At 71.2% G+C, this 22,585-nt stretch carries 24 protein-coding genes; 6 read left to right on the forward strand and 18 right to left on the reverse strand.

The window, feature by feature from the left end:
* The 7 genes from AC1DYN_RS13840 to AC1DYN_RS13870 form a co-directional block, all read right to left on the reverse strand.
* On the reverse strand, positions 1–592 hold a 592-nt coding region (locus AC1DYN_RS13840; RefSeq protein ID WP_477960389.1), incomplete at its 3' end, for a hypothetical protein.
* 191 nt (positions 593–783) lie between these two features.
* Positions 784–1,524, reverse strand: coding sequence for a lysophospholipid acyltransferase family protein (locus AC1DYN_RS13845; RefSeq protein ID WP_477960391.1), 741 nt, complete (start codon positions 1,522–1,524; stop codon positions 784–786).
* A 4-nt stretch (positions 1,525–1,528) separates the two neighbouring features.
* Positions 1,529–2,836, reverse strand: coding sequence for a dihydroorotase (locus tag AC1DYN_RS13850; RefSeq protein ID WP_477960393.1), 1,308 nt, complete (start codon positions 2,834–2,836; stop codon positions 1,529–1,531).
* A complete protein-coding gene (locus AC1DYN_RS13855; protein WP_477960395.1) occupies positions 2,833–3,795 on the reverse strand; it encodes an aspartate carbamoyltransferase catalytic subunit in 963 nt (320 codons plus the stop codon). The genes AC1DYN_RS13850 and AC1DYN_RS13855 overlap by 4 nt, the downstream gene beginning before the upstream one ends.
* Entirely contained in the window at positions 3,795–4,295 is a 501-nt protein-coding gene (gene pyrR, locus AC1DYN_RS13860) for a bifunctional pyr operon transcriptional regulator/uracil phosphoribosyltransferase PyrR (protein ID WP_477960397.1), read from the reverse strand. Before pyrR ends, AC1DYN_RS13855 begins: the two co-directional genes overlap by 1 nt.
* Positions 4,296–4,305: 10 nt before the next feature.
* Positions 4,306–4,713 carry a Holliday junction resolvase RuvX gene (ruvX, locus tag AC1DYN_RS13865; protein WP_477960399.1) on the reverse strand — a complete coding sequence of 136 codons (408 nt, stop codon included), beginning with the start codon at positions 4,711–4,713 and terminating at the stop codon, positions 4,306–4,308.
* Positions 4,714–4,724: 11 nt separating this feature from the next.
* The gene (locus AC1DYN_RS13870) at positions 4,725–5,312 is read right to left on the reverse strand and encodes a YqgE/AlgH family protein (RefSeq protein ID WP_477960401.1); all 588 of its coding nucleotides are present in this window, start codon (positions 5,310–5,312) and stop codon (positions 4,725–4,727) included.
* Positions 5,313–5,347: 35 nt separating this feature from the next.
* Here AC1DYN_RS13870 and AC1DYN_RS13875 point away from each other — a divergent pair, with 35 nt between their 5' ends.
* The gene (locus AC1DYN_RS13875) at positions 5,348–6,820 is read left to right on the forward strand and encodes a cryptochrome/photolyase family protein (protein ID WP_477960403.1); all 1,473 of its coding nucleotides are present in this window, start codon (positions 5,348–5,350) and stop codon (positions 6,818–6,820) included.
* A 9-nt stretch (positions 6,821–6,829) separates the two neighbouring features.
* Here the strand turns inward: AC1DYN_RS13875 and AC1DYN_RS13880 are convergent, their stop codons facing one another.
* A complete protein-coding gene (locus AC1DYN_RS13880; RefSeq protein WP_477960405.1) occupies positions 6,830–7,180 on the reverse strand; it encodes a cupin domain-containing protein in 351 nt (116 codons plus the stop codon).
* Positions 7,181–7,228: 48 nt separating this feature from the next.
* Here AC1DYN_RS13880 and AC1DYN_RS13885 point away from each other — a divergent pair, with 48 nt between their 5' ends.
* On the forward strand, positions 7,229–8,179 hold the full coding sequence (locus AC1DYN_RS13885; RefSeq protein WP_477960406.1) for an AraC family transcriptional regulator: 951 nt from the start codon (positions 7,229–7,231) through the stop codon (positions 8,177–8,179).
* Here the strand turns inward: AC1DYN_RS13885 and AC1DYN_RS13890 are convergent.
* From AC1DYN_RS13890 to AC1DYN_RS13905, 4 genes are all read right to left on the reverse strand, one after another.
* On the reverse strand, positions 8,077–8,484 hold the full coding sequence (locus AC1DYN_RS13890; RefSeq protein ID WP_477960407.1) for a nuclear transport factor 2 family protein: 408 nt from the start codon (positions 8,482–8,484) through the stop codon (positions 8,077–8,079). The genes AC1DYN_RS13885 and AC1DYN_RS13890 overlap by 103 nt on opposite strands.
* Positions 8,485–8,556: 72 nt before the next feature.
* Entirely contained in the window at positions 8,557–9,003 is a 447-nt protein-coding gene (locus AC1DYN_RS13895; RefSeq protein ID WP_477960409.1) for a MerR family transcriptional regulator, read from the reverse strand.
* Positions 9,004–9,006: 3 nt separating this feature from the next.
* Entirely contained in the window at positions 9,007–10,173 is a 1,167-nt protein-coding gene (locus AC1DYN_RS13900) for a GGDEF domain-containing protein (protein ID WP_477960411.1), read from the reverse strand.
* 66 nt (positions 10,174–10,239) lie between these two features.
* Complete coding sequence (locus tag AC1DYN_RS13905; RefSeq protein ID WP_477960413.1) at positions 10,240–11,235, reverse strand: phosphotransferase enzyme family protein; 996 nt, start codon at positions 11,233–11,235, stop codon at positions 10,240–10,242.
* A 76-nt stretch (positions 11,236–11,311) separates the two neighbouring features.
* Between AC1DYN_RS13905 and AC1DYN_RS13910 the strand changes: the two genes are divergently transcribed.
* Positions 11,312–13,234 carry a M61 family metallopeptidase gene (locus AC1DYN_RS13910; protein ID WP_477960415.1) on the forward strand — a complete coding sequence of 641 codons (1,923 nt, stop codon included), beginning with the start codon at positions 11,312–11,314 and terminating at the stop codon, positions 13,232–13,234.
* A gap of 4 nt (positions 13,235–13,238) precedes the next feature.
* Here AC1DYN_RS13910 and AC1DYN_RS13915 read toward each other — a convergent pair whose 3' ends face one another.
* Positions 13,239–13,823 carry a TetR/AcrR family transcriptional regulator gene (locus AC1DYN_RS13915; RefSeq protein ID WP_477960417.1) on the reverse strand — a complete coding sequence of 195 codons (585 nt, stop codon included), beginning with the start codon at positions 13,821–13,823 and terminating at the stop codon, positions 13,239–13,241.
* Positions 13,824–13,926: 103 nt separating this feature from the next.
* On the opposite strand from AC1DYN_RS13915, the gene AC1DYN_RS13920 reads away from it, so the two are divergent.
* Positions 13,927–15,060 (forward strand): thiolase family protein, encoded by a 1,134-nt coding sequence (locus tag AC1DYN_RS13920; RefSeq protein WP_477960420.1) that lies wholly within the window; start codon positions 13,927–13,929, stop codon positions 15,058–15,060.
* A 34-nt stretch (positions 15,061–15,094) separates the two neighbouring features.
* Here AC1DYN_RS13920 and AC1DYN_RS13925 read toward each other — a convergent pair whose 3' ends face one another.
* The 3 genes from AC1DYN_RS13925 to AC1DYN_RS13935 are packed head-to-tail and all read right to left on the reverse strand — an operon-like array spanning position 15,095 to position 17,725.
* The gene (locus AC1DYN_RS13925; protein ID WP_477960422.1) at positions 15,095–16,312 is read right to left on the reverse strand and encodes an MFS transporter; all 1,218 of its coding nucleotides are present in this window, start codon (positions 16,310–16,312) and stop codon (positions 15,095–15,097) included.
* Between the two features lie 4 nt (positions 16,313–16,316).
* Positions 16,317–16,931, reverse strand: a complete 615-nt coding sequence (locus AC1DYN_RS13930; RefSeq protein WP_477960424.1) for a TetR/AcrR family transcriptional regulator — start codon at positions 16,929–16,931, stop codon at positions 16,317–16,319.
* A gap of 32 nt (positions 16,932–16,963) precedes the next feature.
* Positions 16,964–17,725, reverse strand: coding sequence for a hypothetical protein (locus AC1DYN_RS13935; protein WP_477960426.1), 762 nt, complete (start codon positions 17,723–17,725; stop codon positions 16,964–16,966).
* Positions 17,726–17,832: 107 nt separating this feature from the next.
* Between AC1DYN_RS13935 and AC1DYN_RS13940 the strand changes: the two genes are divergently transcribed.
* Positions 17,833–19,326, forward strand: coding sequence for an AMP nucleosidase (locus tag AC1DYN_RS13940; protein WP_477960428.1), 1,494 nt, complete (start codon positions 17,833–17,835; stop codon positions 19,324–19,326).
* 51 nt (positions 19,327–19,377) lie between these two features.
* Here AC1DYN_RS13940 and AC1DYN_RS13945 read toward each other — a convergent pair whose 3' ends face one another.
* A complete protein-coding gene (locus AC1DYN_RS13945; RefSeq protein ID WP_477960430.1) occupies positions 19,378–20,328 on the reverse strand; it encodes a LysR family transcriptional regulator in 951 nt (316 codons plus the stop codon).
* A gap of 100 nt (positions 20,329–20,428) precedes the next feature.
* Here AC1DYN_RS13945 and AC1DYN_RS13950 point away from each other — a divergent pair, with 100 nt between their 5' ends.
* On the forward strand, positions 20,429–21,085 hold the full coding sequence (locus AC1DYN_RS13950) for an NADPH-dependent F420 reductase (RefSeq protein WP_477960432.1): 657 nt from the start codon (positions 20,429–20,431) through the stop codon (positions 21,083–21,085).
* On the opposite strand, the gene AC1DYN_RS13955 is transcribed toward AC1DYN_RS13950, so the two are convergent.
* Positions 21,086–22,507, reverse strand: coding sequence for an aldehyde dehydrogenase family protein (locus tag AC1DYN_RS13955; protein WP_477960434.1), 1,422 nt, complete (start codon positions 22,505–22,507; stop codon positions 21,086–21,088).
* Positions 22,508–22,585: the final 78 nt, after the last annotated feature.

The following is a 22,585-nucleotide window of genomic DNA, read 5'->3' on the forward strand; positions in this document are numbered from 1 at the left end:
CCAGGCCCGGGCGCAGCGTCGCCGCCGCGGCCTCGCGATGCACGCCCGGCACCCGCCCGGTGCTGTCGTAGGTCAGCGTCAGCGGCAGGYGCCCCACGCGCAGCCCGGTGTCCACGAACTCCTTCTTGACCCCGCGCAGCGGCACGATCGGGTTGCCCCGCAGCAGCTCGCACAGCGGRCAGTCGTGCGGCAGCCTCACGTCGCGTATCGGCCAGCAYGCCGTGTTCGTCGGGTCGGCCCCGGTGCCGGGGCGGCAGGTGCAGGTGCTGCCGGTGAGCAGCGCRTCGCCCGGRCAGGTGGGGCGGGTGAACCCCGTCGACGATCTGATGCGGCCGCCGCCGCCGCCACTGCCGAAGCARATCGAACCATAGCCGCTTCCCTCGCCGAACAGCGTGGGGTCGTGCATCACCSATTGCCAGTACGCGCCACACTGCGCGTTRAACGAGCCCTGCTCGCCGCAGAACGCCGTCGGGAAGCCCATCTCGTCGTTGATGCAACCGCCGCCTGTGGGCTCCGTGCCGGCTGGGGCCACCTGGCCGCTCGCGTGCACCGCGCCGGCCACCAGCATCAGCATCGACAACACGATGCCCATCACACCCCGATGCAGGGGTGTCCTCTCCAATGACATGAAGTTCTCCTCGTCGACCGCAATGCGCCTGTGCGCTCGCGCCCTGAGTACTTCTTCAGGAGACTGCTTGAAACGCGAGCCGGCGGATTAGACGTGAAGGAAATGACAGCGACAAGGGCTTTTGTCGCGCCCGAAGAATTGTTGACAAAGTGGGGCTACGTCCCCGGCGCGCCCAGGCTCCGGACGATCCCCTCCCGCACCACCTCCGACAGCACCCGCCGCTCCGCATGCTCGGAGTAATGCGCCGGCAGCACCGTCACGTGCGCCGTCAGCCCCTCGGCCATCACCACCCACCACAGCGACTGCATCAGGCTCGTGTCGCCGATGTACGCCGCCGCCGGGCTCACCGCGTGCGTCGCATCGGCATAGCGCAAGGCCACCGGCTGCACCGGCGTGCCGGTGGTGATCGCCGCCTGCAGCAGGTTGGCGTGGAAGGGCAGCACGCCGTGGCCATCGCTCGTCGTCCCTTCGGGAAACACCGCGATCACGTCGCCACCTTGCAGCGCCGCGGCGATCTGGTGCACCACGCGCATCGCATCGCGCTTGCGCTCGCGTTCGATGAACAGCGTGCCGCCGCAGGCCGTCAACCAGCCCAGCACCGGCCACTTGCGGATGTCGGCCTTCGACACGAAGCGCGACGTGTGCGCCGCGTTGATCGCCATGATGTCGATCCACGACACGTGGTTGGCGACGATCATCACCGGCGCGCGGTGCAACTCGCCCCGCACGGTGACGCGGATGCCCAGCAGGCGCAGCATCGCTGCGCACCAGGGCCCGACACGCGCCATGCGCTGCGCAGGGCCCAGGAACGGGAAGATGAACGTGCAGATCAGCGCCCCGCGCACCACGTGCGCGAGGCAGGCCACGATGCGCCAGGCGGCGCGCAGCTTGCGCACGGCCTCAGCGGCCTGCGCCAGCGGCTTCGTAGGCGACCTGCCCGGCCACCACGGTGAACCCGACCCGCCCCGGCAGCTCATAGCCCGAGAACGGCGAATGCCGCCCCTGGCTGCGGAACTTCGACGGCTCCACCGTCCAGCGTGCCGCCGGGTCGAACACGCACAGGTCGGCCACGCCGCCCTGCACCAGCTTGCCCGCGCTCGAGCCCAGCGAGCCCAGGCTCTCGCCCAGCACGCGCACCGGGTCGCAGGTCAGCCGCGCCAGCGTCTTCGCCAGCGGCACGCCCTGCTCGTCGCCCCACTTCAGCGCCAGGCTCAGCAGCAGCTCCAGCCCGGTCGAGCCCGGCTCTGCCTCGGCGAACGGCAGGTTCTTGTTGTCCTCGTCGACCGGCGTGTGGTCGCTCACCAGCGCATCGATCGCGCCATCGGCCAGCGCCGCGCGGATCGCATCGCGGTCGCGCTGCTGGCGCAGCGGCGGCGTCAGCCGCATCGCCGCGTTGAAGTAGCCGATGTCGACGTCGGTCAGGTGCAGGTGGTTCGCACTAACGTCGCAGGTGACCGGCAGGCCCTCGCCTTTCGCACGCCGCACCAGCTCGATGCCGGCGGCGCTGCTCAGCCGGCACAGGTGCACGCGCGCACCCGTCACGCGCATGAGCTCGAAGATCACGTGCAGCGCGATCGTCTCGGCGATCACCGGCACGCCCGACAGCCCGAGCCGCGTCGCGAGCGCACCGCTGGCCGCCACGCCCTTGCCCAGGTAGGCATCCTGCGGCCGCAGCCACACGGTGTAGCCGAAGGTCGCGGCGTACTGCATCGAGCGCTGCAGCACCAGCGTGTCGGTCAGCGGCGCATCGGCCTGCGAGAAACCCACGCAGCCGGCCTCGGTCAGCTCGGCCATCTCGGTGATCGCCTCGCCGGCCAGCCCGCGCGTCAGCGCGCCCAGCGGGTACAGGTGCGCGTGGTTGAGGTTGCGCGCGCGGAACTTCAGCATCTCCACCAAGCCCGGCTCGTCGAGCGGCGGATCGGTGTCGGGCGGGCACACCAGGCTCGTCACGCCGCCGGCCACCGCCGCGGCCATCTCGGATTCGAGCATGCCTTCGTGCTCGTGCCCCGGCTCGCGCAGCCGCGCCGCCAGGTCCACCAGCCCGGGGGCCACCACCAGCCCGCTCGCGTCGATGGTGCGGCTGGCATGGAAATCGGCGCTCACGCTGCCCAGCGAGACGATGCGCCCGGCCGCGATGGCGACGTCGCCGGTCTGGTCCAGGCCCGAGGCCGGGTCGAGCAGGCGGCCGTTCTTGATCAGGAGTTTCATGCGTTGTTTCCGGCGATGGTGGACATCACGGCCATGCGCACCGCGATGCCGAAGGTGACCTGCGGCAGGATCACGCTCTGCTTGCCGTCGGCCACCGACGAATCGATCTCGACGCCGCGGTTGATCGGCCCCGGGTGCATCACGATCGCATCCGGCTTGGCGAGCGCGAGCTTCTCGTCGGTGAGCCCGTAGTTCTTGAAGAACTCGCCGGCGCTCGGCAGCATCGCGCCGCTCATGCGCTCGTTCTGCAGCCGCAGCATGATGATCACGTCGGCACCGCGGATGCCCTCGGCCATGTCGTGGCACACGCGCACGCCCATCTCCTGCAGGTCGCCCGGCACCAGCGTCTTCGGGCCCACGGCGCGGATCTCGGGCACGCCCAGCGTGGTCAGCGCATGGATGTCGGAGCGCGCGACACGCGAATGCAGGATGTCGCCGACGATCGCCACCGTCAGGTTGCTGAAGTCCTTCTTGTAGTGGCGGATCGTGTACATGTCGAGCAGCCCCTGCGTCGGGTGCGCATGGCGGCCGTCGCCGGCGTTCACCACGTGCACGTGCGGCGCGCAGTGCTGCGCGATCAGGTAGGGCGCGCCGCTCTCGCTGTGCCGCACCACGAACATGTCGGCATGCATCGCCGACAGGTTGGCGATGGTGTCGAGAAGGCTCTCGCCCTTGGCCGCGCTCGACTTGGCGATGTCCAGGTTGATCACGTCGGCCGACAGCCGCTTGGCGGCGATCTCGAAGGTGGTGCGCGTGCGCGTGCTGTTCTCGAAGAACAGGTTGAACACGCTCTTGCCGCGCAGCAGCGGCACCTTCTTCACGTCGCGGTCGTTGACGCTCAGGAAGGTGCCGGCGGTGTCGAGGATGTGGTGGATCACCGCGCGCGGCAGGCCCTCGATCGAGAGCAGGTGGATCAGTTCGCCGTGCGCGTTGAGCTGCGGGTTTCGCTTGGAGAGCATCAGCTGCCTTCCTGGATGTCGAAGGTGAATCGGCCGTCGTCGTCGCGCGCCAGGCGCAGGCGTTGCTCGCGCGGCAGCGTGATGCGCGCCGCCGAGTAGGCCGGTTGGATGGGGAGTTCGCGCCCGCCGCGGTCGACCAGCACCGCCAGGGTCACGCTGGCCGGGCGGCCGAAGTCGAACAGCTCGTTGATCACCGCGCGCGTCGTGCGCCCGGTGTACAGCACGTCGTCGATCAGCAGGATGGGCCGGCCGTCGACGTCGAAGGGCAGCCGCGTCGGGTCGGCGTTCGACATGCCGCGCGACGCGAAATCGTCGCGGTGCAGCGCGCTGGAGATCACGCCGATCTCGCCCGGCAGCTTGAGCTGCTGGTGCAGCCGCTCGGCCAGCCAGGCGCCGCCCGACCAGATGCCCACCAGCACGCTGTCGGGCTGCAGCAGGTTGCGCACGACGGACTGCAGGTCCTTGTAGAGCGATTCGGCGTCGAGGTGCAGGGTACTCATCGGGTCGTCCTCAGGGCAGCGCCCGCAGGTATTGCTCAAGAATGATCGCGGCCGAGGCCGCATCGACGTCCGCCGCGCCCATCGCGTGGGCCTCGGTGGTGGTGTAGCGCTCGTCGACCTGGTGCACCGGCAGCCGGAAGCGGCCGTGCAGCTGGCGCGCGAAGCGCTGCGCGCGGGCGGTGTTCTCGTGCGGCGTGCCGTCGGGGTGCACCGGCACGCCCACCACCAGCGCGGCCGGCTGCCATTCGGCGATCAGCTTGCCCAGCGCATCGAATCGGGCGTCGCCGGTCGCGGCCACGGTACGCAGCGGCGTCGCGCTGCGGGTGATGGTGTTGCCGCTGGCCACGCCGACGCGCAGCGTGCCGAAGTCGAAAGCCAGGAAGGAAAGCGGAACGGTCGGTGCAGCGAGGTCAGCCATCGCGGGCTCCCTCATGCGTGCCCCGCCTCTTGCGAGAGCATGCGCGCATCGATGCCCAACAGCGACAAGGCCTTGTCGTAGCGCTGCTCGACGGGGGTGTCGAAGATGATGCCGGGCTCGGCGCCGACGTTGATCCAGCCGTTGCGGCCGATCTCTTCCTCGAGCTGGCCGGCGCTCCAGCCGCTGTAACCCAGCGTGACCAGGATCTTCTTCGGGCCGGCACCGCTGGACAGCGCCTCCAGCACGTCCTTGCTGGTGGTCATCTCCAGCCCGCCGGGGATCTGCAGCGACGAGTTGTAGTGCCCGCCCTCGCCCGATTCGCCGCCCAGCCGCTCGTGCAGCACGAAGCCCCGCTCGGTCTGCACCGGGCCGCCGAAGTAGACCGGCACGTCGACCAGGTCTTCCCGGTCGAGCGTCAGCTCGACCTTCTCGAACAGGTTCTTCAGCTTGATGTCGATCGGCTTGTTGATCACCAGGCCCAGCGCGCCCTTGTCGGTGTGCTCGCACAGGTAGATCACGGCCCCGGCGAAGGTGTCGTCCGCCATGCCCGGCATGGCGATCAGGAACTGGTTGGTCAGGTTGATGGTCGCGGCGGGCATCCGGGCATTTTATTCCTCCGGCACACTGGCCGGTGATGCACAAGGTTTCAGAACCCTCGCTGGACGCCGCGCTGGTCTGGTTTCGCCGCGACCTGCGGGCGTGCGACCACGCGGCGCTGTTCCATGCGCTGAAGGCGGCGCGCAAGGTTTTCTGCGGTTTCATCCTCGACCGCGCGATCCTCGACGCGCTGCCGCGGGCCGACCGGCGGGTGGAGTTCATCCGCGACAGCCTGGCCGCGCTGGACGCCCGGCTGCGCGCGCTGGCGCCCGGTGCCGGCCTGCTGGTGCGGCAGGGCCTGGCTAGCGACGAGCTGCCGCGGCTGGCCCGGCAACTGCACGTGCAGGCGGTGTACGCCAACCACGACGACGAGCCGGCGGCGCTGGCGCGCGACACCGCGGTGCGCGGCGAACTGGCCGGCCTGGGGATCGCGCTGCACACGTCCAAGGACCACGTCGTGTTCGAGCGCAGCGAGGTGCTGACCGGCAGCGGCAAGGCCTACAGCGTGTTCACGCCGTACAAGAACGCCTGGCTGCGCAAGCTGGAGCCGTTCTACCTGCGCGCCTGGCCGGTCGAGCGCTACGGCCACCGGCTGGCGCCCTTGCCGGACGGCGTGGCGGCCGGCGTGCCGTCGCTGGCCGACATCGGCTTCGAGCCGACCAACCTGCACGAGCTGCAGCTGGGCAGCGGCGAGGCCGGCGCGCAGGCGCTGCTGGACGACTTCCTGCCGCGCATCGAGCGCTATGCCGAGGCGCGCGACTTCCCGGCGGTGAAGGGGCCGAGCTACCTGTCGATGCACCTGCGCTTCGGCACCGTCTCGGTCCGCACGCTGGCGCGCGAGGCCGCCCAGCGCGCGCAGCTGGGCTCGCACGGCGCCGCCACCTGGCTGTCGGAGCTGGTGTGGCGCGATTTCTACCACCAGGTGCTGCACCACCACCCGCGCGTGGTGGGTGCGAGCTTCAAGCCGGAGTACGACGCGATCAAGTGGGAGCACGGCAAGCACGCGCAGGCGCTGTTCCAGGCCTGGTGCGAGGGCCGCACCGGCTACCCGCTGGTCGACGCGGCGATGGCGCAGATCAACCAGAGCGGCTACATGCACAACCGGTTGCGCATGGTGGTGGCCAGCTTCCTGACCAAGGACCTGGGCATCGACTGGCGCTGGGGCGAGGCGTACTTCGCCGAAAAGCTGAACGATTTCGACCTGGCGGCCAACAACGGCGGCTGGCAGTGGGCGGCATCGACCGGCTGCGATGCGCAGCCGTACTTCCGCATCTTCAACCCGGTGAGCCAGAGCGAGAAGTTCGATGCCGCCGGCAAGTTCATCCGCCGCTACCTGCCGGTGCTGGCCGCGCTGCCGGACAAGGCCATCCATGCGCCGTGGCTGGCGCGGCCGATCGAGCTGGCCGAGGCGGGCGTGCGGCTGGGCGACAACTACCCGCCGCCGGTCGTCGCCCACGACGAGGCACGCGAGAAGACGCTGGCGCGCTACGCGGTGGTCAAGCGCGCCTGAGCCCGCGCCTCACAACAGGCGCCGCGGGGCCGCCGTCGCCGCGTCGCCGCTGTTCGGCGTGCCGGTCGGCTCGATCAGCAGCATGTGCACCTCCTCCTCGGCCCGGGGCCGGTGCTGCACGCCGCGCGGCACGACGAACATCTGCCCCGGCCCGAGCGTGACGGTGCCGTCCGGCAGGTCGATGTGCAGGCGCCCCTTCAGCACCAGGAAGAAATCGTCGGTGTCGGGGTGCGAATGCCAGCGGTAATCGCCTTGCACCTTGACCACCATCACGTCGTGGCCGTTGTATTCGGCCACGGTGCGCGGGGCCCAGTGGTCGTGGAAGCGGGTCAGCTTTTCGCTCAGGTCGATGGAGTTCATGGGCGCAGTCTGGCCCCGTCGTCGCGCCAGGTCTTGTACGCTTGTCACATGAACGAGGGCAACGACGGGAACGACGCGACGGGCTCCGACTGGGCGCGCTTCCAGCCGGGCGCGACGCCGGACGTGACGCTGATGCGCGCCCACTTCACCCGGCACGTGTTCGAGCGCCACAGCCACGCCGAGTACGCGATCGGGCTGACGCACAGCGGCGTGCAGACCTTCCACTGCCGCGGCGCCGCGCACGCCAGCCTGCCCGGCGACGTGCTGCTGTTCAACCCCGACGAGGCGCACGACGGCGAGCGCGGCACCGACGAAGGCTTCGGCTACGCGATCCTCTACGTCGACCCGGCCGCGCTGCCACGGCACCTGCAGCACGAGGCCGGCACGCGCGCCAGCGCCTTCTTCCGCCAGCCGGTGGTGCACGACCCGCAGGCCGCCGCCGCGCTGCAGCGCGCGATGGCGGCGATCGGCCAGCCGCAGGAGGCGCTGCGCGGCGAGGAGCTGACCACCGCGGTGCTGGTGCAGCTGCTGCAGCGCCACGGCGAGACGGTGGCCGATGGCGCACCGGCACGCTCGCCCGGCGTGCAGCGCCTGCTGCGCGTGCGCGACCACATCCGCGCCCACGCGAGCCAGGACCTGTCGGTGGCCGAGCTGGCGCGCGAGGCCGGCCTGTCGCGCGTGCACCTGAGCCGTGCCTTCGCGCAGCACTTCGGCGTGCCGCCGCACGTCTACCTCAATGCGGTGCGGCTGGAGCACGCGAAGCGCCTGCTGCTGGCCGGCCTCGCGCCCGCCCTCGCCGCGCTGGACGCCGGTTTCGCCGACCAGAGCCACTTCAGCCGGCGCTTCAAGGGCGCGACCGGCCTGACGCCCGGCGGCTGGCTGCGCCAGATGCGCGGTCAGGCCGGCGGCGGTGCGAGCACCGCATCGACCAGCGCGGTGTCCAGGTACTCGACCACCTCCTTCAGCTGGCCGCCGGCGAGCCGGAACACGAAGCAGTAGGTGTTGTCGTAGCGTTGGCCGGCCTGGGTGCCGACACGCCCTCGGCACTGCACCACCACGTGCTCGCCCTCGGCGATGAAGCGCTCGGCGGTGTTGGTGTAGGTGCCTTCGAACTGCGCGAACAGCGGCGCGAGCAGCTTCTCGCGCACGGCCGCCTTGCCGCGCCAGGTGCCGGACCAGGCCGAGCTGCCGGTGAGCGTCCAGCAGAAATCGTCGGCCATCGCGTCGACCAGCGGCCGGCCGTTGCCGACGGCCAGCTGGTCGAAGATGTGCTGCAGCAGCAGCTTGTTGTCGGAAGTGGACATGGTGACGGGGGTGGAGTGGGTCATGTCCCCCAGTGGGCGATCTAGAGCGCGCTCTAGATCAAGCGATATCCGTCAGCGCTTCAGGGTCTTGGGCTTGCGCGGCAGCGGCCGGCCCTGCGGGTCCATCGGCGGGCGCTCGCCCTGCGCCACCCAGTCGGCATAGAACGCGAGCTTGCGGTCGAGCTGCTTCAGCGCCGCCTTCCACTCGGCGATGCGCGCCTCGACCTGGGCGCGGTGCGCCGCCAGCTGTTGCTGGCGCTGCGGCAGCGTGCGCCGGCCCTGCATCACGAGCGCGGTGTAGGCCTTCATCTGCGCGATCGACATGCCGGTGGTGCGCAGCCGGTCCATCAGCTCCAGCCAGCCGACGTGGCGCTCGCTGTACAGGCGCCGGCCGGCTGCGTTGCGCACCACGCCCGGCAGCAGCCCCTGCGCCTCGTACCAGCGGATCGCATGCACGCTGCGGCCGCTGCGCTCGGCCAGTTCGCCGATACGCATCTGCGGCGTTGCGTCGATCGGCATCGCTCAGGTCGCCAGCGGCACCAGGTGCGGCTGCACGCCGTCGCGCCCGGCCGCCTTCGCGCGGTACAGCGCCTGGTCGGCCTGCAGGGCGGCCGGCTCCCAGCCCTCGAAGCGGTCGAAGCGGGCCGACAGCCCGATGCTGACGGTGCAGGCCACCGCGGCCGTGCCGTTCACGGCCGGCACCTGCAGCCCGCCGACGCTGCGATGCAGCCGCCCGGCCAGCGCCAGCGCGACCGATTCGTCGGCGCCGACACAGCCGACCAGGAATTCCTCGCCACCGATGCGCGCGACGAAATCGCCGGCGCGCAGCTGCGCCAGCAGCTCGCGCGCCACGCCGTGCAGCACCGCGTCGCCGGTGGCATGGCCCAGCGTGTCGTTGATGCGCTTGAAATGGTCGATGTCGACCAGCAGCAGCGTCAGCGGCGCCGCCTGGCGCTGGTCGAAGTGCTGCTTCAACGCCTTCGCGAGGCCGTTGCGGTTGTAGACCCCGGTCAGCGCATCGCGCGTCGCCAGGTCGGCCAGCTGGCCGTTCAGGCGCAACAGCATCATCCAGACCAGCGTCAGCGCGGTCACGACAGCCGTCACCGTCGCGTAGAAGTAGTAGGCCTGGGCCATCGGGCCGTGGAAGGCGACGGCCATGCCGTGCGTCGCGATGTCTTGCGCGCGCAGCAGCGTCAGCACCGACAGCACGCCGACGATCGCCACCAGCAGGCGCAGCGGCGCATGCAGCGGCCGGCTCTGGCGTCGCAGTTCGGTGGCCAGCGTCCAGGTGACCTGCGCGTACAACCCGCCGATCATCAGGTTCAGCGCCACGTGGCGCGCCGGTGCGCCGCCGAAGGCGACGGCCAGCACCTCGGTGGCGGTCATCAGCAGCCACAGCAGCGCGGTGGGGCGGGTGCGCAGCGGCATGCAGCCGACGAACTCGCGCGTGCCGCCGATGAACAGCAGCACCGCGAGCAGCATGCCGCTGTCGGACACCAGCCCGAGCGCGTCGACCCCCTGCAGGCCGGCCACCAGGCGCAGCACGTAGGCCACGCCGAACATCGTGCTGGCGAGCGCCCAGCGGCCCAGGCCGGCCGCGCCGGGCATGCGGCGCCAGACGAGGAACATCAGCCCGCCGCTGGCGATCAGCTGGATGGCGAGCATCAGGATGACGGTGAAGGGGTCCATGGGGCCGGCAGGTACGACCCCGGGATTGTCGCCACTCGGCCGCGCCCCGGCATGACGGCGCTGCGCTCAGCCGCGGGCAGCGTGACGAAGCACCGATTCCAATTCGGCGATGAAGCGCGGCCCCCAGGACCGGTGGTTGACATCCGGCCAGTCGTCGGCGATCCACTGCAGCGTGTTCAGCATGCGCGCCGCGATCAGCCTGTCGATCTGTGTCGGTGCGTCGGACGGCAGCGGCCGGCGCTGCGCGTAGCCGTCGAGCAGTGCCTCGCGCAACGCAGGCCCGGCGTGGCGGTGATCGGCATGCCCGGCCAGCGGGTGTCGGATGAACTGCAGCGTGCTGGCCAGGTCCTGCATGCGCCAGCCCCAGCCACTGTCGCTGAAGTCGATCGCACCGGCCTGGCCGCGGTGGAACAGCAGGTTCCACGGGTGCAGGTCGCCATGGATGAAGCCCCAGTGCGGCGCCGTCGCGTCACCGGCCCGGAAGTACTGCCGCAACGCCCGGGCGGCCTGCTGCACGGCCTGCGGCAGCCCGGTCGGTCCGGCGATGGCGAGATGGCGGCGGCCGTCGGCCCAGCCGTCGAAATCGGGGTTGTGGGCCGCACGGGTGCTGGCCAGCCCCCCGGTGGCGGCCAGGTGGTCGGCGATGTCGTGCATCTGCGCCACCAGGCCGCCCAGGCGCCGCAGGTGCACCGCGCGCAGGCCGTGGTCCAGCATGCGGCCGGGCAGCCAGTGCAGCAGCGCGGCATGGCGCGGTGCCTGCGCCGGGTCCGGTTGCCAGCGGCGGCGCAAGCGCCCTTGCGCATCGGGCAACGGCCCGGGCACGTGCAGGCCGGCGCCATGCAAGGCCTGCAGCCAGGCGAGCTCGCTGTCGATCTGCGCCGCATCGTCATGCCCGGCGCGGTAGATCCGCACGCACAGGTCGCCGCCGCGGCCCGGCATCGCCACGCGCCAGACGCTGCAGTCCAGCCATGCGACGCGGCGTGCGCCGAGCGGCCTCAGGCCCTGCTGCCGCAGCCATGCCATCACGTCCTCCGCCAGCTCCGCCTTCGATTCGCGCCGCATCGTGCAACCCAGTTTGTCACGCCTTCGGCGGGCCGGCGTTTTCGCTTATCGTCTGCGACCCGACCACAGGACCCCGATGAAACCGATGACTCGCACCGTGCTGGCCGCCCTCCTGGCCACCCTGGCCCCGTTCGCCACCGCGCAGACCCTGCCGGCCCCCGGCAACAGCAACATCAGCGACGCGCCCTGGCCCGGCGTGATCAGCCTGTCGGTGGATGCCACCGACCTCGACCGCAAGATCTTCCGCGTGCGCGAAAGCGTGCCGGTGTCCGCCGGCCCGCTGGTGCTGTTCTACCCGCGCTGGTTGCCGGGCACGCATTCGCCCAGTGCCGCGGTGACGCAGCTGGCCGGGCTGCAGATCAGCGGCGCAGGCCAGCCGATCGCCTGGCAGCGCGACCCGCTCGACACCGCGGCCTTCCATGTCGACGTGCCGACCGGCGTCGCGACGCTGGAGATCGAGTTCCAGTTCCTGTCGCCGGCCGAGAACGGCGGCGAACGCCAGGTCGTCACGCCCGACATGCTGGGCCTGCAGTGGAACGCCGTCGTGCTGTACCCCGCCGGCCGCGCGGCAAGCCGCATCGCGGTGCGGCCGAGCCTGACGCTGCCGTCCGGCTGGCAGGCGGGCACGGCGCTCGAGGTCTCCGCGCGGCGCGGCGCGACGCTGGACTTCAAGGAAACCGACCTCGACACGCTGGTCGACTCGCCGGTGTTCGCCGGCCGCCACCTGCAGCGCGTGGACCTCGATCCCGATGCGCGCAAGGCCGGCCGCGCGCCGGTGTTCCTGAACGTCGTGGCCGACCGCGCCTCGCAGAACGTCATCGCGCCCGAGCAGCTGGCGGCGCACCGCGCACTGGTCGCGCAGGCCGACAAGGTGTTCGCGTCGCGCCACTTCACGCACTACGAGTTCCTGCTCGCGGTGAGCGACCAGTTCGGCCGCATCGGGCTGGAGCACCACCAGTCGAGCGAGAACGGCGTCAAGGGCGGTTACTTCATCGACTGGAGCAAGGGCTCGGTGGGGCGCAGCCTGCTGCCGCACGAGTACACGCATTCGTGGAACGGCAAGTTCCGCCGCCCGGCCGACCTGTGGACGCCGCACTTCAACACGCCGATGCGCAACAGCCTGCTGTGGGTCTACGAAGGCCAGACGCAGTACTGGGGCGAGGTGCTGGCCGCGCGCTCGGGCCTGGTCAGCCCCGCCGATGCGCGCGACGACCTGGCCGAGACGGCGGCCACCCTGGACGCGCGCGCCGGCCGCAGCTGGCGCAACCTGCAGGACACCACCAGCGAGCCGCTGCTGTGGGCCGGCCGCGGCCGCAACGACTGGCGCTCGTGGCAGCGCAGCGCCGACTACTACGACGAGTCGCGCCTGATCTGGCTCGAGGCCGACATGCTGATCCGCGAGCGCTCGAACGGCAAGCGCTCGCTGGACGACTTCGCGCGCGCCTTCTTCGGCGCCGAGCCGAAGCGCGTGCAGCCGCTGACCTACACCTTCGACGACGTGGTGCGCGAGCTGAACCGGGTGCAGCCCCACGACTGGGCCGGCTTCCTGCGCCAGCGCCTGGACACGCACGACGCGCCGGCGCCGACGGCCGGCATCGCCGCCTCCGGCTGGAAGCTCGCGTGGAGCGACAAGCCGAGCGAGCACTACAAGGCGAAGATGACGGCCTGGAAGCTGACCGACTTCGGCTACTCGCTCGGCTTCGACATCGGCGAGAACGGCAAGATCAGCAACGTGAACTGGGGCAGCCCGGCCTTCGAAGCCGGCGTCGCACCGGCGGCGACGCTGCTCGCGGTGAACGGCCGCGCCTACACCGAAGACCTGCTGAAGGAGGCGGTGACGGCGGCCAAGACCGGCGGGCCGATCGAGCTGCTGCTGAAAAGCGGCGACCTGTACCACACGGTGACGGTGAACTGGCGCGGCGGGCTGCGCTACCCGACACTGCAGCGCATCGAGGGCACGCCGGACCGGCTGGCGACGCTGTTCGCGCCGTTGCCGTGAGGGTTCAGGCCGGCTGCTCGTCGAGCAGCCCGGCCTGAACCGTCTCCAGGATCTCGGCCGACAGCAGCGCGTCGTCGACCGCGCGCGCCAGCACCTGGGCGCCGACCATCGCCGAGAACGCCAGGATCGCGCGCTCGCGCCGCCGCGCCTCGCTGCGGCCCTTCACCAGGCGCGTCAGCAATGCGAACAGCCCGTTCACGCCGTCGCTGAATGCGGCCCGCAGAGCGGGCCCCTGGCGCGGTGCCTCGGCGCCCAGCGCCGTGATTGCGCAGCCGCTGCCGGGGCGGTCGCGGTGCGACATCGACAGGTACTCGCGCACCATCGCCGCCAAGCCCGCCGCCGGGTCGTCCGCCGCGGCGGCGAGTTCTTCCCAGCGCTGCAGCGACGTCCCGAAGGCGCGCTCGCAGGCCTGCGCCATCAGGTCCTCCTTCGAACCGAACTGGCCGTAGAACCCGCCGTGCGTCAGCCCGGCGCCCTTCATCAGGTCGGCCACGCCGATGCCGTCGAACCCGCGCTCGCGGAACAGCTGGGCCGCGACCTCGAGCACGCGCTCGCGGTTCCGGGTGGCTTGCTCGCGGCTGACTCGCATCGTGAATCCCTTCTCGTCCAACAGGCTTGACATCATAAATGACGTGCGTCATATAATTTAATTCATGACGATCGTCATTTAATCAACACCCAAGGAGCCGTCGATGAAAGCCGTGATCACCGCCTATGCGCGTTCGCCGTTCCACTTCGCGAACAAGGGGGCGCTGGCCGGCATGCGGCCGGACACGCTGGCCGCGCAGGTGGTGCGCGGGCTGCTTGCGCGCACCGACCTGGACCCTGCCCTGCTGGAGGACGTGATCCTCGGCTGCGCCTACCCCGAGGCGGCCCAGGGCAACAACCTGGCGCGCATCGTCGGCCTGCTGGCCGGCCTGCCGCATGCGGTGCCGGGCATGACGGTGAACCGCTTCTGCGGCTCGTCGATGCAGGCGGTGCACATCGCCGCGGCGCAGATCGAGGCCGGCATGGGCGACGCCTTCCTGTGCGTCGGCGTCGAATCGATGACGATGGTGCCGCAGGGCGGCTTCAACTTCTCGCCCCACCCCCAACTGGCGCAGGACACCGACGCCTACATCTCGATGGGCGAGACGGCCGAGAACGTCGCGGCGCGCTGGGACGTCAGCCGCGCCGACCAGGAACTGCTGGCGCTGCAATCGCACCGCAAGGCCGCGGCCGCGCGCGAGCAGGGCCGGCTGGCGGCCGAGATCGTGCCGGTCACCACCGACGCCGGCGTCACCGTCGATGCCGACGGCTGCATCCGTCCGGGCACCTCGCTGGAGGCGCTGGCGTCGCTGCGCCCGGCCTTCCGCCCCGATGGCGTCGTGACGGCGGGCACCTCATCGCCGCTGACCGACGGCGCTGCGGCGGTGCTGGTGACGAGCGACCGCTTCGCCCAGCAACACCGGCTGCAACCGCTGGCGCGCATCCGGTCGTTCGCGAGCGTCGGCGTCGACCCGGCGGTGATGGGCATCGGCCCGATCCCGGCCACGCGCAAGGCGCTGGCGCGTGCCGGGCTGACGGTGACCGACCTGGACGTGGTCGAGATCAACGAGGCCTTCTCGTCGCAGGCGCTGGCCTGCATCCGCGATCTCGGGCTCGACCCGGCGCGCATCAACCTCGACGGCGGGGGTCTCGCGATCGGCCATCCGCTGGGCGCCACCGGCGCGCGCATCACCGGCAAGGCGGCCGCGCTGCTGCAGCGGGAACAGGGGCGCTTCGCGCTCGCGACCCAATGCATCGGCGGCGGCCAGGGCATCGCCACCATCCTCGAACGAACCTGAAAGACAAGGCCTCCCTGGAGACCCGCAGCGCCTTCTACCTGAACCCGGCCGAGATCGCGCAGGCGCGCCGCTCGGTCGCGTACAGCAACAAGGCTGCGGTCGGGAACAGCAGCCCGACTGCACACACCGCTGGCCAGCCGCCATGCGTCCACGCGGCGCTGGCCACCGCCGAGCCGAGTGCGCCGCCGGCGAAGAAGATCGCCATGTAGAGCCCGTTCAGCCGGCTGCGGGCGTGCGCGCCCAGTGCGTAGATCGCGCGCTGGCCGAGCACCAGGTTGGCCTGCACGCCCAGGTCGAGCACGATGCCGGCCGCGAGCAGCAGGGCCAGCGACCACGCCCCGCCGGCCCAGGCCATCGCGAACGCCGCGGCCACGAGCGCCAGCGCAGCACCCGTCGCCACGTAGGTGCGGCCCTGGTCGGCGAGCCGGCCCGCCACCGGCGCCGCCAGGCTGCCAGCCACGCCGGCCAGCGCGAACCACGCGATGCCATGCGGCGTCAGCCCGAAGCGCGGGCTGGCCAGCACCAGCGGCACGGCTGTCCAGAACAGGCTGAACGATGCGAACAGCGCCGCCTGGTAGGCCGCGCGGCGGCGCAGCAGCGGCGTGTCGCGCAGCAAGGTCCACAGCGACGCGATCAGCGCCGGGTAGCGCGTCGCGGCCGCCGGCCGGCGCTGCGGCAGCAGCCGCCACAGCACCGCCGCGAGCAGCAGCATCAGCACGGCCGACGCGCCGAACACGGTGCGCCAGCCGAAGCTGCCCGCCACCAGGCTGGACACCGGCCGCGCCAGCATGATGCCGGTCAGCAGCCCGCTCATCACGTTGCCGACGATGCGGCCGCGGTTGGCATCGGTCGCCAGGTGGGCCGCGATCGGCACCAGCATCTGCACCGCCACCGAGCCGAGCCCGATCAGCAGCGATGCGAACAGGAACCACGAGGCGCTCGGCGCCGTCGCGGCCACTGTCAGCGCGATCGCGGCCGACAGCGTCGCGACGACCACGAGCCGGCGGTTCTCCAGCAGGTCGCCCAGCGGCACCAGCAGCACCAGGCCGGCGCAGTAGCCGATCTGCGTCAGCGTGACGATCAGGCTGGCCGCCGCCGGCGGGATGGACAGCGCCGGCCCGATCAGGCCGATCAGCGGTTGCGCGTAGTACAAGTTGGCGGCGATCAGGCCGCAGGCGGTGGCCATCAGCAGCACCAGCCAGGCGGGCAGGACGGGAGGGACGGCAGGGGTGGACAAAGAGGGCTCGTTCATCGGTTCACTTCAGTGCGGCCATCGCGACATCGACGACGGCCTCGGTGTCGGCGCGCGTCGGCGAGGTCTTGCCGACCACGCGCAGCCCTTGCAGCAGGCACAGCAGGAAGCGCGCGGTGGCCTTCACGTCCAGCGTCGCCGGCAGCGAGCCGTCGGCCTGGCCGCGCTGCAGCAGTTCGGCGAGCAGCGCCTCGCGGCGGCGCAGCGCGGCGACGACCCGCGTGGAGATCTCCGGATCGAGCGCGGCCAGCTCGGTCGCCGTGCCGACGACCAGGCAGCCTTCGCGGCCGCGTCGCCCGTGCGAYGCGCCGGCATAGAAATCGAGCGCCGCGCGCACCGCATCGCGCCCGTTTCCCGCTGCAGCCAGTGCCTCGTCGAGCGCGGCACTGCGGTCGCGGCCGTAGTGTTCCAGCGCCGCGAGGAACACCGCGCGCTTGTCGGCAAACGCCTTGTAGAGGCTGCCGGCAGTCAGCCCCATCGCACTGCCCAGCTCGCTGATCGAGGTGCCGTGGTAGCCGCGCTCGCTGAACACGCGCACCGCGTGGCCGAGCGCCTCGTCGAGGTCGAACAGGCGCGGGCGGCCGCGCGCAGGCAGTTTCAATCCGGCACCAGGGTCCATGGCGCCGAATTGTAGAACAAACGTTTCCTAAATCAGGACGAAGGCTTTCGCGCCTGCTCGCCGGCGATGCGCAGGCGGCGCAGCACGGCATCGTTCAGCTCGCGGGTGTGGCGGTTCCAGCGCTCGGTGGCACGCTCGATCTCGGCCTGCAGGCGGGCCGCGAGCTCGGTCTCGCGCTGCGCCAGCGCCCAGATCGCGAACTCGGCGCGAGCCTCGAAGCTGCCGAAGCGGGCGACGGTGGCCTCGAAGGCCTCGCGCGCCTCGCCGTGGCGGCCGGCCGCGGCCAGCGAGCGGGCGAGCAGCAGCGAGATCTCCTCGTCGCGGAAGGCCGGGTCCTGCTGGCGGATGACCTGCAGGTGGCTGAGGGCCTCCAGCGGGCGCTCGCGCGCGAAGTGGGCGCGGGCGGCGCCGCGGCGGATCTCCAGGTCGGTCGCGAACGGTCCCTTCAGGCAGGCCTCCCAGGTCTGCGCCGATTCGTCGAACTCGCCGGCGTCGAACAGCGCGGCCGCCAGCCGCATCTGGTTCTGCGCGGTCGGCGTGTACTCGAACGCGGCACGCGCTTCGCGCAGCTCGCGCGTCGGGTCCAGCGACTTCACCGCGGCGACGATGGCCTTGCGCGCGCCGCGCTCGAGGCGCGAATCGGGCAGGTAGATCGCCAGGAAGTAGACGATGCTGCCGAGCAGCGGGAACGAGAACAGCACGAACAGCCAGTAGGTCTGYTGCCGGCTGCGCACCGCGTGCACGGCGAAGAACAGGGCAATGACGATGTGCAGCCCGAGGCCTGCGATGGGCATGAGCGTCCTCCTCGAATGTCTTGAATGCCCCGAATTGTAGGAAGCCGGGATGTCCGCCGGCTGCGGCGGCGCGCGAGAATAGTCACGAACGGCTCCAGGAACCCCCAATGTCCCTTGCTCCCAGCTCGCTGCCCGCCCCCGTCGCCACCGCGCGCTTCACCGACCCGGTGGCCGCCCTCGCCCATGTGCAGGCCATCTACGACCAGAGCCTGGCCCACCTGCGCAATGCGCTGCACGGTTTCGTCGGCGGCGCCGAGCTCGGCCAGCACGTGCGCGCCTGCTACCCCTTCGTGCGCGTGCACACCGACACCGTCGCGCGCGCCGACTCGCGCCTGAGCTACGGCTTCGTCGCCGGCCCCGGCACCTACGAGACCACGCTGACGCGGCCGGACCTGTTCCAGGGCTACTACCTCGATCAGTTCCGCCTGCTGCTGAAGAACCACAACGTCGCGCTCGAGGTGGGCCTGAGCGCGCAGCCGATCCCGGTGCACTTCTCGCTGGCCGAGCACGATCACCTGGAAGGCAGCCTGAGCCCGGAGCGGCGGCTGCTGATGCGCGACCTGTTCGACCTGCCCGACCTGGCCGCGATGGACGACGCGATCGCCAACGGCACCTACGAGACGCCGCCGGGCCAGTCGCACCCGCTGTCGCTGTTCACCGCGCCGCGCGTCGACTACTCGCTGCACCGGCTGCGCCACTACACCGGCACCGCGCCCGAGCACTTCCAGAACTTCGTGCTGTTCACCAACTACCAGTTCTACATCGACGAGTTCGTGCGCCTGGGGCACGAGGCGATGGCCGACCCGGACAACGAGTACCTCGCGTTCGTCGAGCCGGGCAACGTGATCACGCGGCGCACCGGCACGGCGCACCGCCCCGGCGACGAGCTGGGCTCGATCCCGCCGCGCCTGCCGCAGATGCCGGCCTACCACCTGGTGCGCGCCGACGGCGCCGGCATCACGATGGTCAACATCGGCGTCGGCCCGGCCAACGCGAAGACCATCACCGACCACATCGCGGTGCTGCGCCCGCATGCGTGGATCATGCTGGGCCACTGCGCCGGGCTGCGCAACACGCAGGCGCTGGGCGACTATGTGCTGGCGCACGGCTACGTGCGCGAGGACCACGTGCTGGACGAAGACCTGCCGCTGTGGGTGCCGATCCCGCCGCTGGCCGAGATCCAGGTGGCGCTGCAGACGGCCGTGGCCGACATCACGCAGCTGACCGGCTACGAGCTCAAGCGCATCCTGCGCACCGGCACGGTGGCGTCGACCGACAACCGCAACTGGGAGCTGCTGCCGCAGCGCACGCCGGAGCGGCGCTTCAGCCAGAGCCGCGCGGTGGCGCTCGACATGGAGAGCGCGACGATCGCGGCCAACGGCTTCCGCTTCCGCGTGCCGTACGGCACCTTGCTGTGCGTGAGCGACAAGCCGCTGCACGGCGAGATCAAGCTGCCGGGGATGGCCAACCACTTCTACCGCGAGCGGGTCGACCAGCATCTGCGCATCGGCATGCGGGCGGTGGAGTTGCTGCGCGCGCAGACCGTGGACCAGCTGCACAGCCGCAAGCTGCGCAGCTTCGCGGAAGTGGCATTCCAGTAGCCCGGATGCCAATCCGGGGTTCGTCCGACACATCCCGGATGGGCATCCGGGCTACGCGGCGTAGGGCCTGACGTCGGCGCGGGTCACCTGCAAGGCCTCGTTCGCCGTCATCTGCTCCACCAGGTGGTCGACCGTCGCGCGCACGCGCGGCGCGATCAGCGCCCGGTGCGGGTAGTGCAGCGCGAGTTCGCGCAGCCCCGGCGCGTGCTCGTCGACCAGCAGCGCCTTCAACTCTCCCGAGCGCAAATGCGGCCAGGCCTGCGGCAGCCCGACCTGCACGACCCCCAGGTCCATGCGCGCCGCTTCCACCGCCGCGAACGGCGACACCGCCAGCACCGCGTGCTGCGGCCACTGGTCGACGGTGCCGCCACCCGGCCGGTGGAAGGCCCATGGCGCCACCTGCCCGCTCAGGAAGCGCAGCGTCACCACGTCGTGCGATGCCAGCTCCGCCTCGCTGCGCGGCACGCCGCGGCGCGCCAGGTAGGCCGGCGTCGCCACCAGCACCATCTCCAGCCGCCCGACCGGCCGCGACACCAGGCTCGAATCGGTGCTGTGGCCGCCGCGCAGCGCCAGGTCGTAGCCCTGCGCGATCAGGTCGACGCGCCGGTCGTCGAAATCCAGCTCCACCGTGACGCCCGGATAGCGCCGGCGCAGCCCCGGCATCAGCGGCAGCAGGAAGTGCTGGCCATAGTTGCTGGGGCACGAGATGCGCACCCGCCCGCTCGGCTCGGCCCGCTGCGCCGCCACCGCATCCACCGCGGCGTCGAGCGCATCGATCGCGGTGCGCGCCCGTTCGAGAAAGGCCTCGCCCTCGGTCGTCAGCCGCTGCGTGCGCGTCGTGCGGTTGAGCAGGCGCACGCCGAGCGCCGCCTCCAGCGAGGCCACGTTCTTGCTGACCGCCGCACCCGAGATGCCGAGCGCGCGCGCCGCCGCGGCAAAGCTGCCGCGGTCGGCCGTCTGCACGAAGGACAGGATGGCCGGGACCCGCTGCGCCGCATCCATTCACAACTCCAGGTTATGAGTTCGACAACCGGCTGTGATCTTACGTTGCGGACGTCCGGTTCCCAGAATCCATCCCATCGCAACCGGACTGGAGTCTGAAATGAGTTCTTCCACCATCGCCATCCTGGGCAACGGCGTCGTCGGCACCACCCTCGCGAAGGGGTTCACCGAGCGCGGCGACCGCGTGGTCTTCGGCAGCCGCGACACCGGCGGCGAGAAAACCCGTGCCGCGCTGGCCGCCGCACCCGGCAGCACGGCAGCCAGCCACGTCGACGCGGCGCGCCGGGCCGACCTGGCCGTGATCGCGCTGCCCTGGGGCGCATTGAAAGCCGCATTGACGCCGGCGCTGGCCGATGCGCTGGCCGACAAGACCGTCATCGACGCCAGCAACCCGGTCGACTTCAGCTCGGGCCAGCCGGCGCTGGCCGTGGGATTCACCGACTCGGCCGGCGAGACCGTGCAGCGGCTGCTGCCGCAATCGCGCGTCGTCAAGGCCTTCAACATCATCGCGGCCTCGCACATGGTCCATCCGAAGCTGCCGGACGGTGAACCCGACATGTTCATCGCCGGCGACGACGCCGAGGCAAAGGCCCAGGTCGCCGCGATCCTGCGCAGCTTCGGCTGGCGCAGCGCGATCGACCTGGGCGGCATCGAGCAGGCCCGGCTGCTGGAGTCGCTCGCGATGCTGTGGATCCGCTACGGCTTCAGCCACAACCACTGGAGCCACGGCTTCAGCCTGCTGAACCGCAAGGCCTGATCAGGGCCCGGCGAGGATGCTCTTCGGCTCGAGGTAGGCCTCGAGCCCGAAGGCGCCGAACTCGCGCCCCAGGCCCGACTGCTTGAAGCCGCCGAAAGGCGCCAGCGGCTCGTGGTGCAGCCCGTTGATCAGCACCCGCCCGGCCTGCAGGCGCGCCGCCACCGCGCGCGCCCGCACCGGGTCGGCCGAGACCACGCTGGCCTGCAGGCCGTACACCGTGTCGTTGGCGATCGCGATGGCATCCTCCTCGTCGCGGTAGCCGATCAGCACCAGCACCGGGCCGAAGATCTCGTCGCGCGCGATGGCCATGTCGTTGCGCACGCCGGCGAACAGTGTCGGGCGGATGAACCAGCCGGCCTCCAGCCCTTCGGGCCGGCCCAGGCCGCCGGTCACCAGCCGCGCGCCTTCCTCGATGCCGAGGCCAATGTAGCGCTGCACGCGCTCGAACTGCTTGCGGCTGACCATCGGCCCGATCTCGGTGGCCGGATCGGCCGGGTCGCCGACCTTCACCTGCGCGATGGCCTCGCCCAGGCGCTGCGCGTAGTCGTCCAGCCGCGCCTGCGGCACCAGGATGCGCGTGCCGGCAATGCAGGCCTGCCCGCTGTTGATGAAGCCGGCCGCGACGRCGATCTTCGCCGCCGCGCCGATCTCGGCATCGCCGAGGATCAGCGTCGGCGACTTGCCGCCCAGCTCCAGCGTCACGCGCTTCATCGTGTCGGCACCGGCGCGCAGGATGGCCTTGCCGACTGCGGTGGAGCCGGTGAACGAGATCTTCGCGACGTCGGGGTGCGTGCTGATCTCGGCGCCGACCACGTCGCCGCGGCCATTGACGATGTTGAACACGCCCGGCGGCAGGCCGGCGGCGTGCAGCGCCTCGGCGACGACCTGGGTCTGGATCGCGCTCATCTCGCTGGGCTTGATCACCGCGGTGCAGCCGGCGGCAATCGCGGTCGCGAGCTTGTTGCAGATGAAACCGGCATTGGCATTCCAGGGCGTGATCAGCCCGACCACGCCGACCGGCTCCATCACCACCTCGGCGCTGCCGATGCGGCGCGTGAACGCGTGGGCCTCCAGCGTCCGGGCGGCCAGCAGGAAGGACTCGGCGGCGTACTGCGCACCCCACCGGGCCCGCGACCCCGGCCCGCCGTACTCCAGGATGGTCGCGTCGCGGATGTCGTCGGCGCGGGCCAGCACCGCCTGGTGCAGGCGCTGGAGCATCGCAATGCGTTCGCCCTTGCCCGTGCGCGCCATGGCCGGCAGCGCACGCCGGGCCGCGGCGATCGCGCGCCTCGCGTCCTCGGCATCGCCGAGCGTGACCTGGCCGATGCGGGCCTCGGTGGCCGGGTTGAAGAGGTCGAAACGCTCCTGGCCGTGCGAGGCCACGAAGGCGCCATCGATGTAGAGCTGGGTGATGTCGTGCATGGGAATGTCCTTTCTGGAAACGTTCCCGTCGAATCTAGGTGCCCGGCATTGATTTGATAAGCTGCACGAAACCTCACG

Source organism: Rhizobacter sp. P2_D12 (assembly GCF_056404395.1).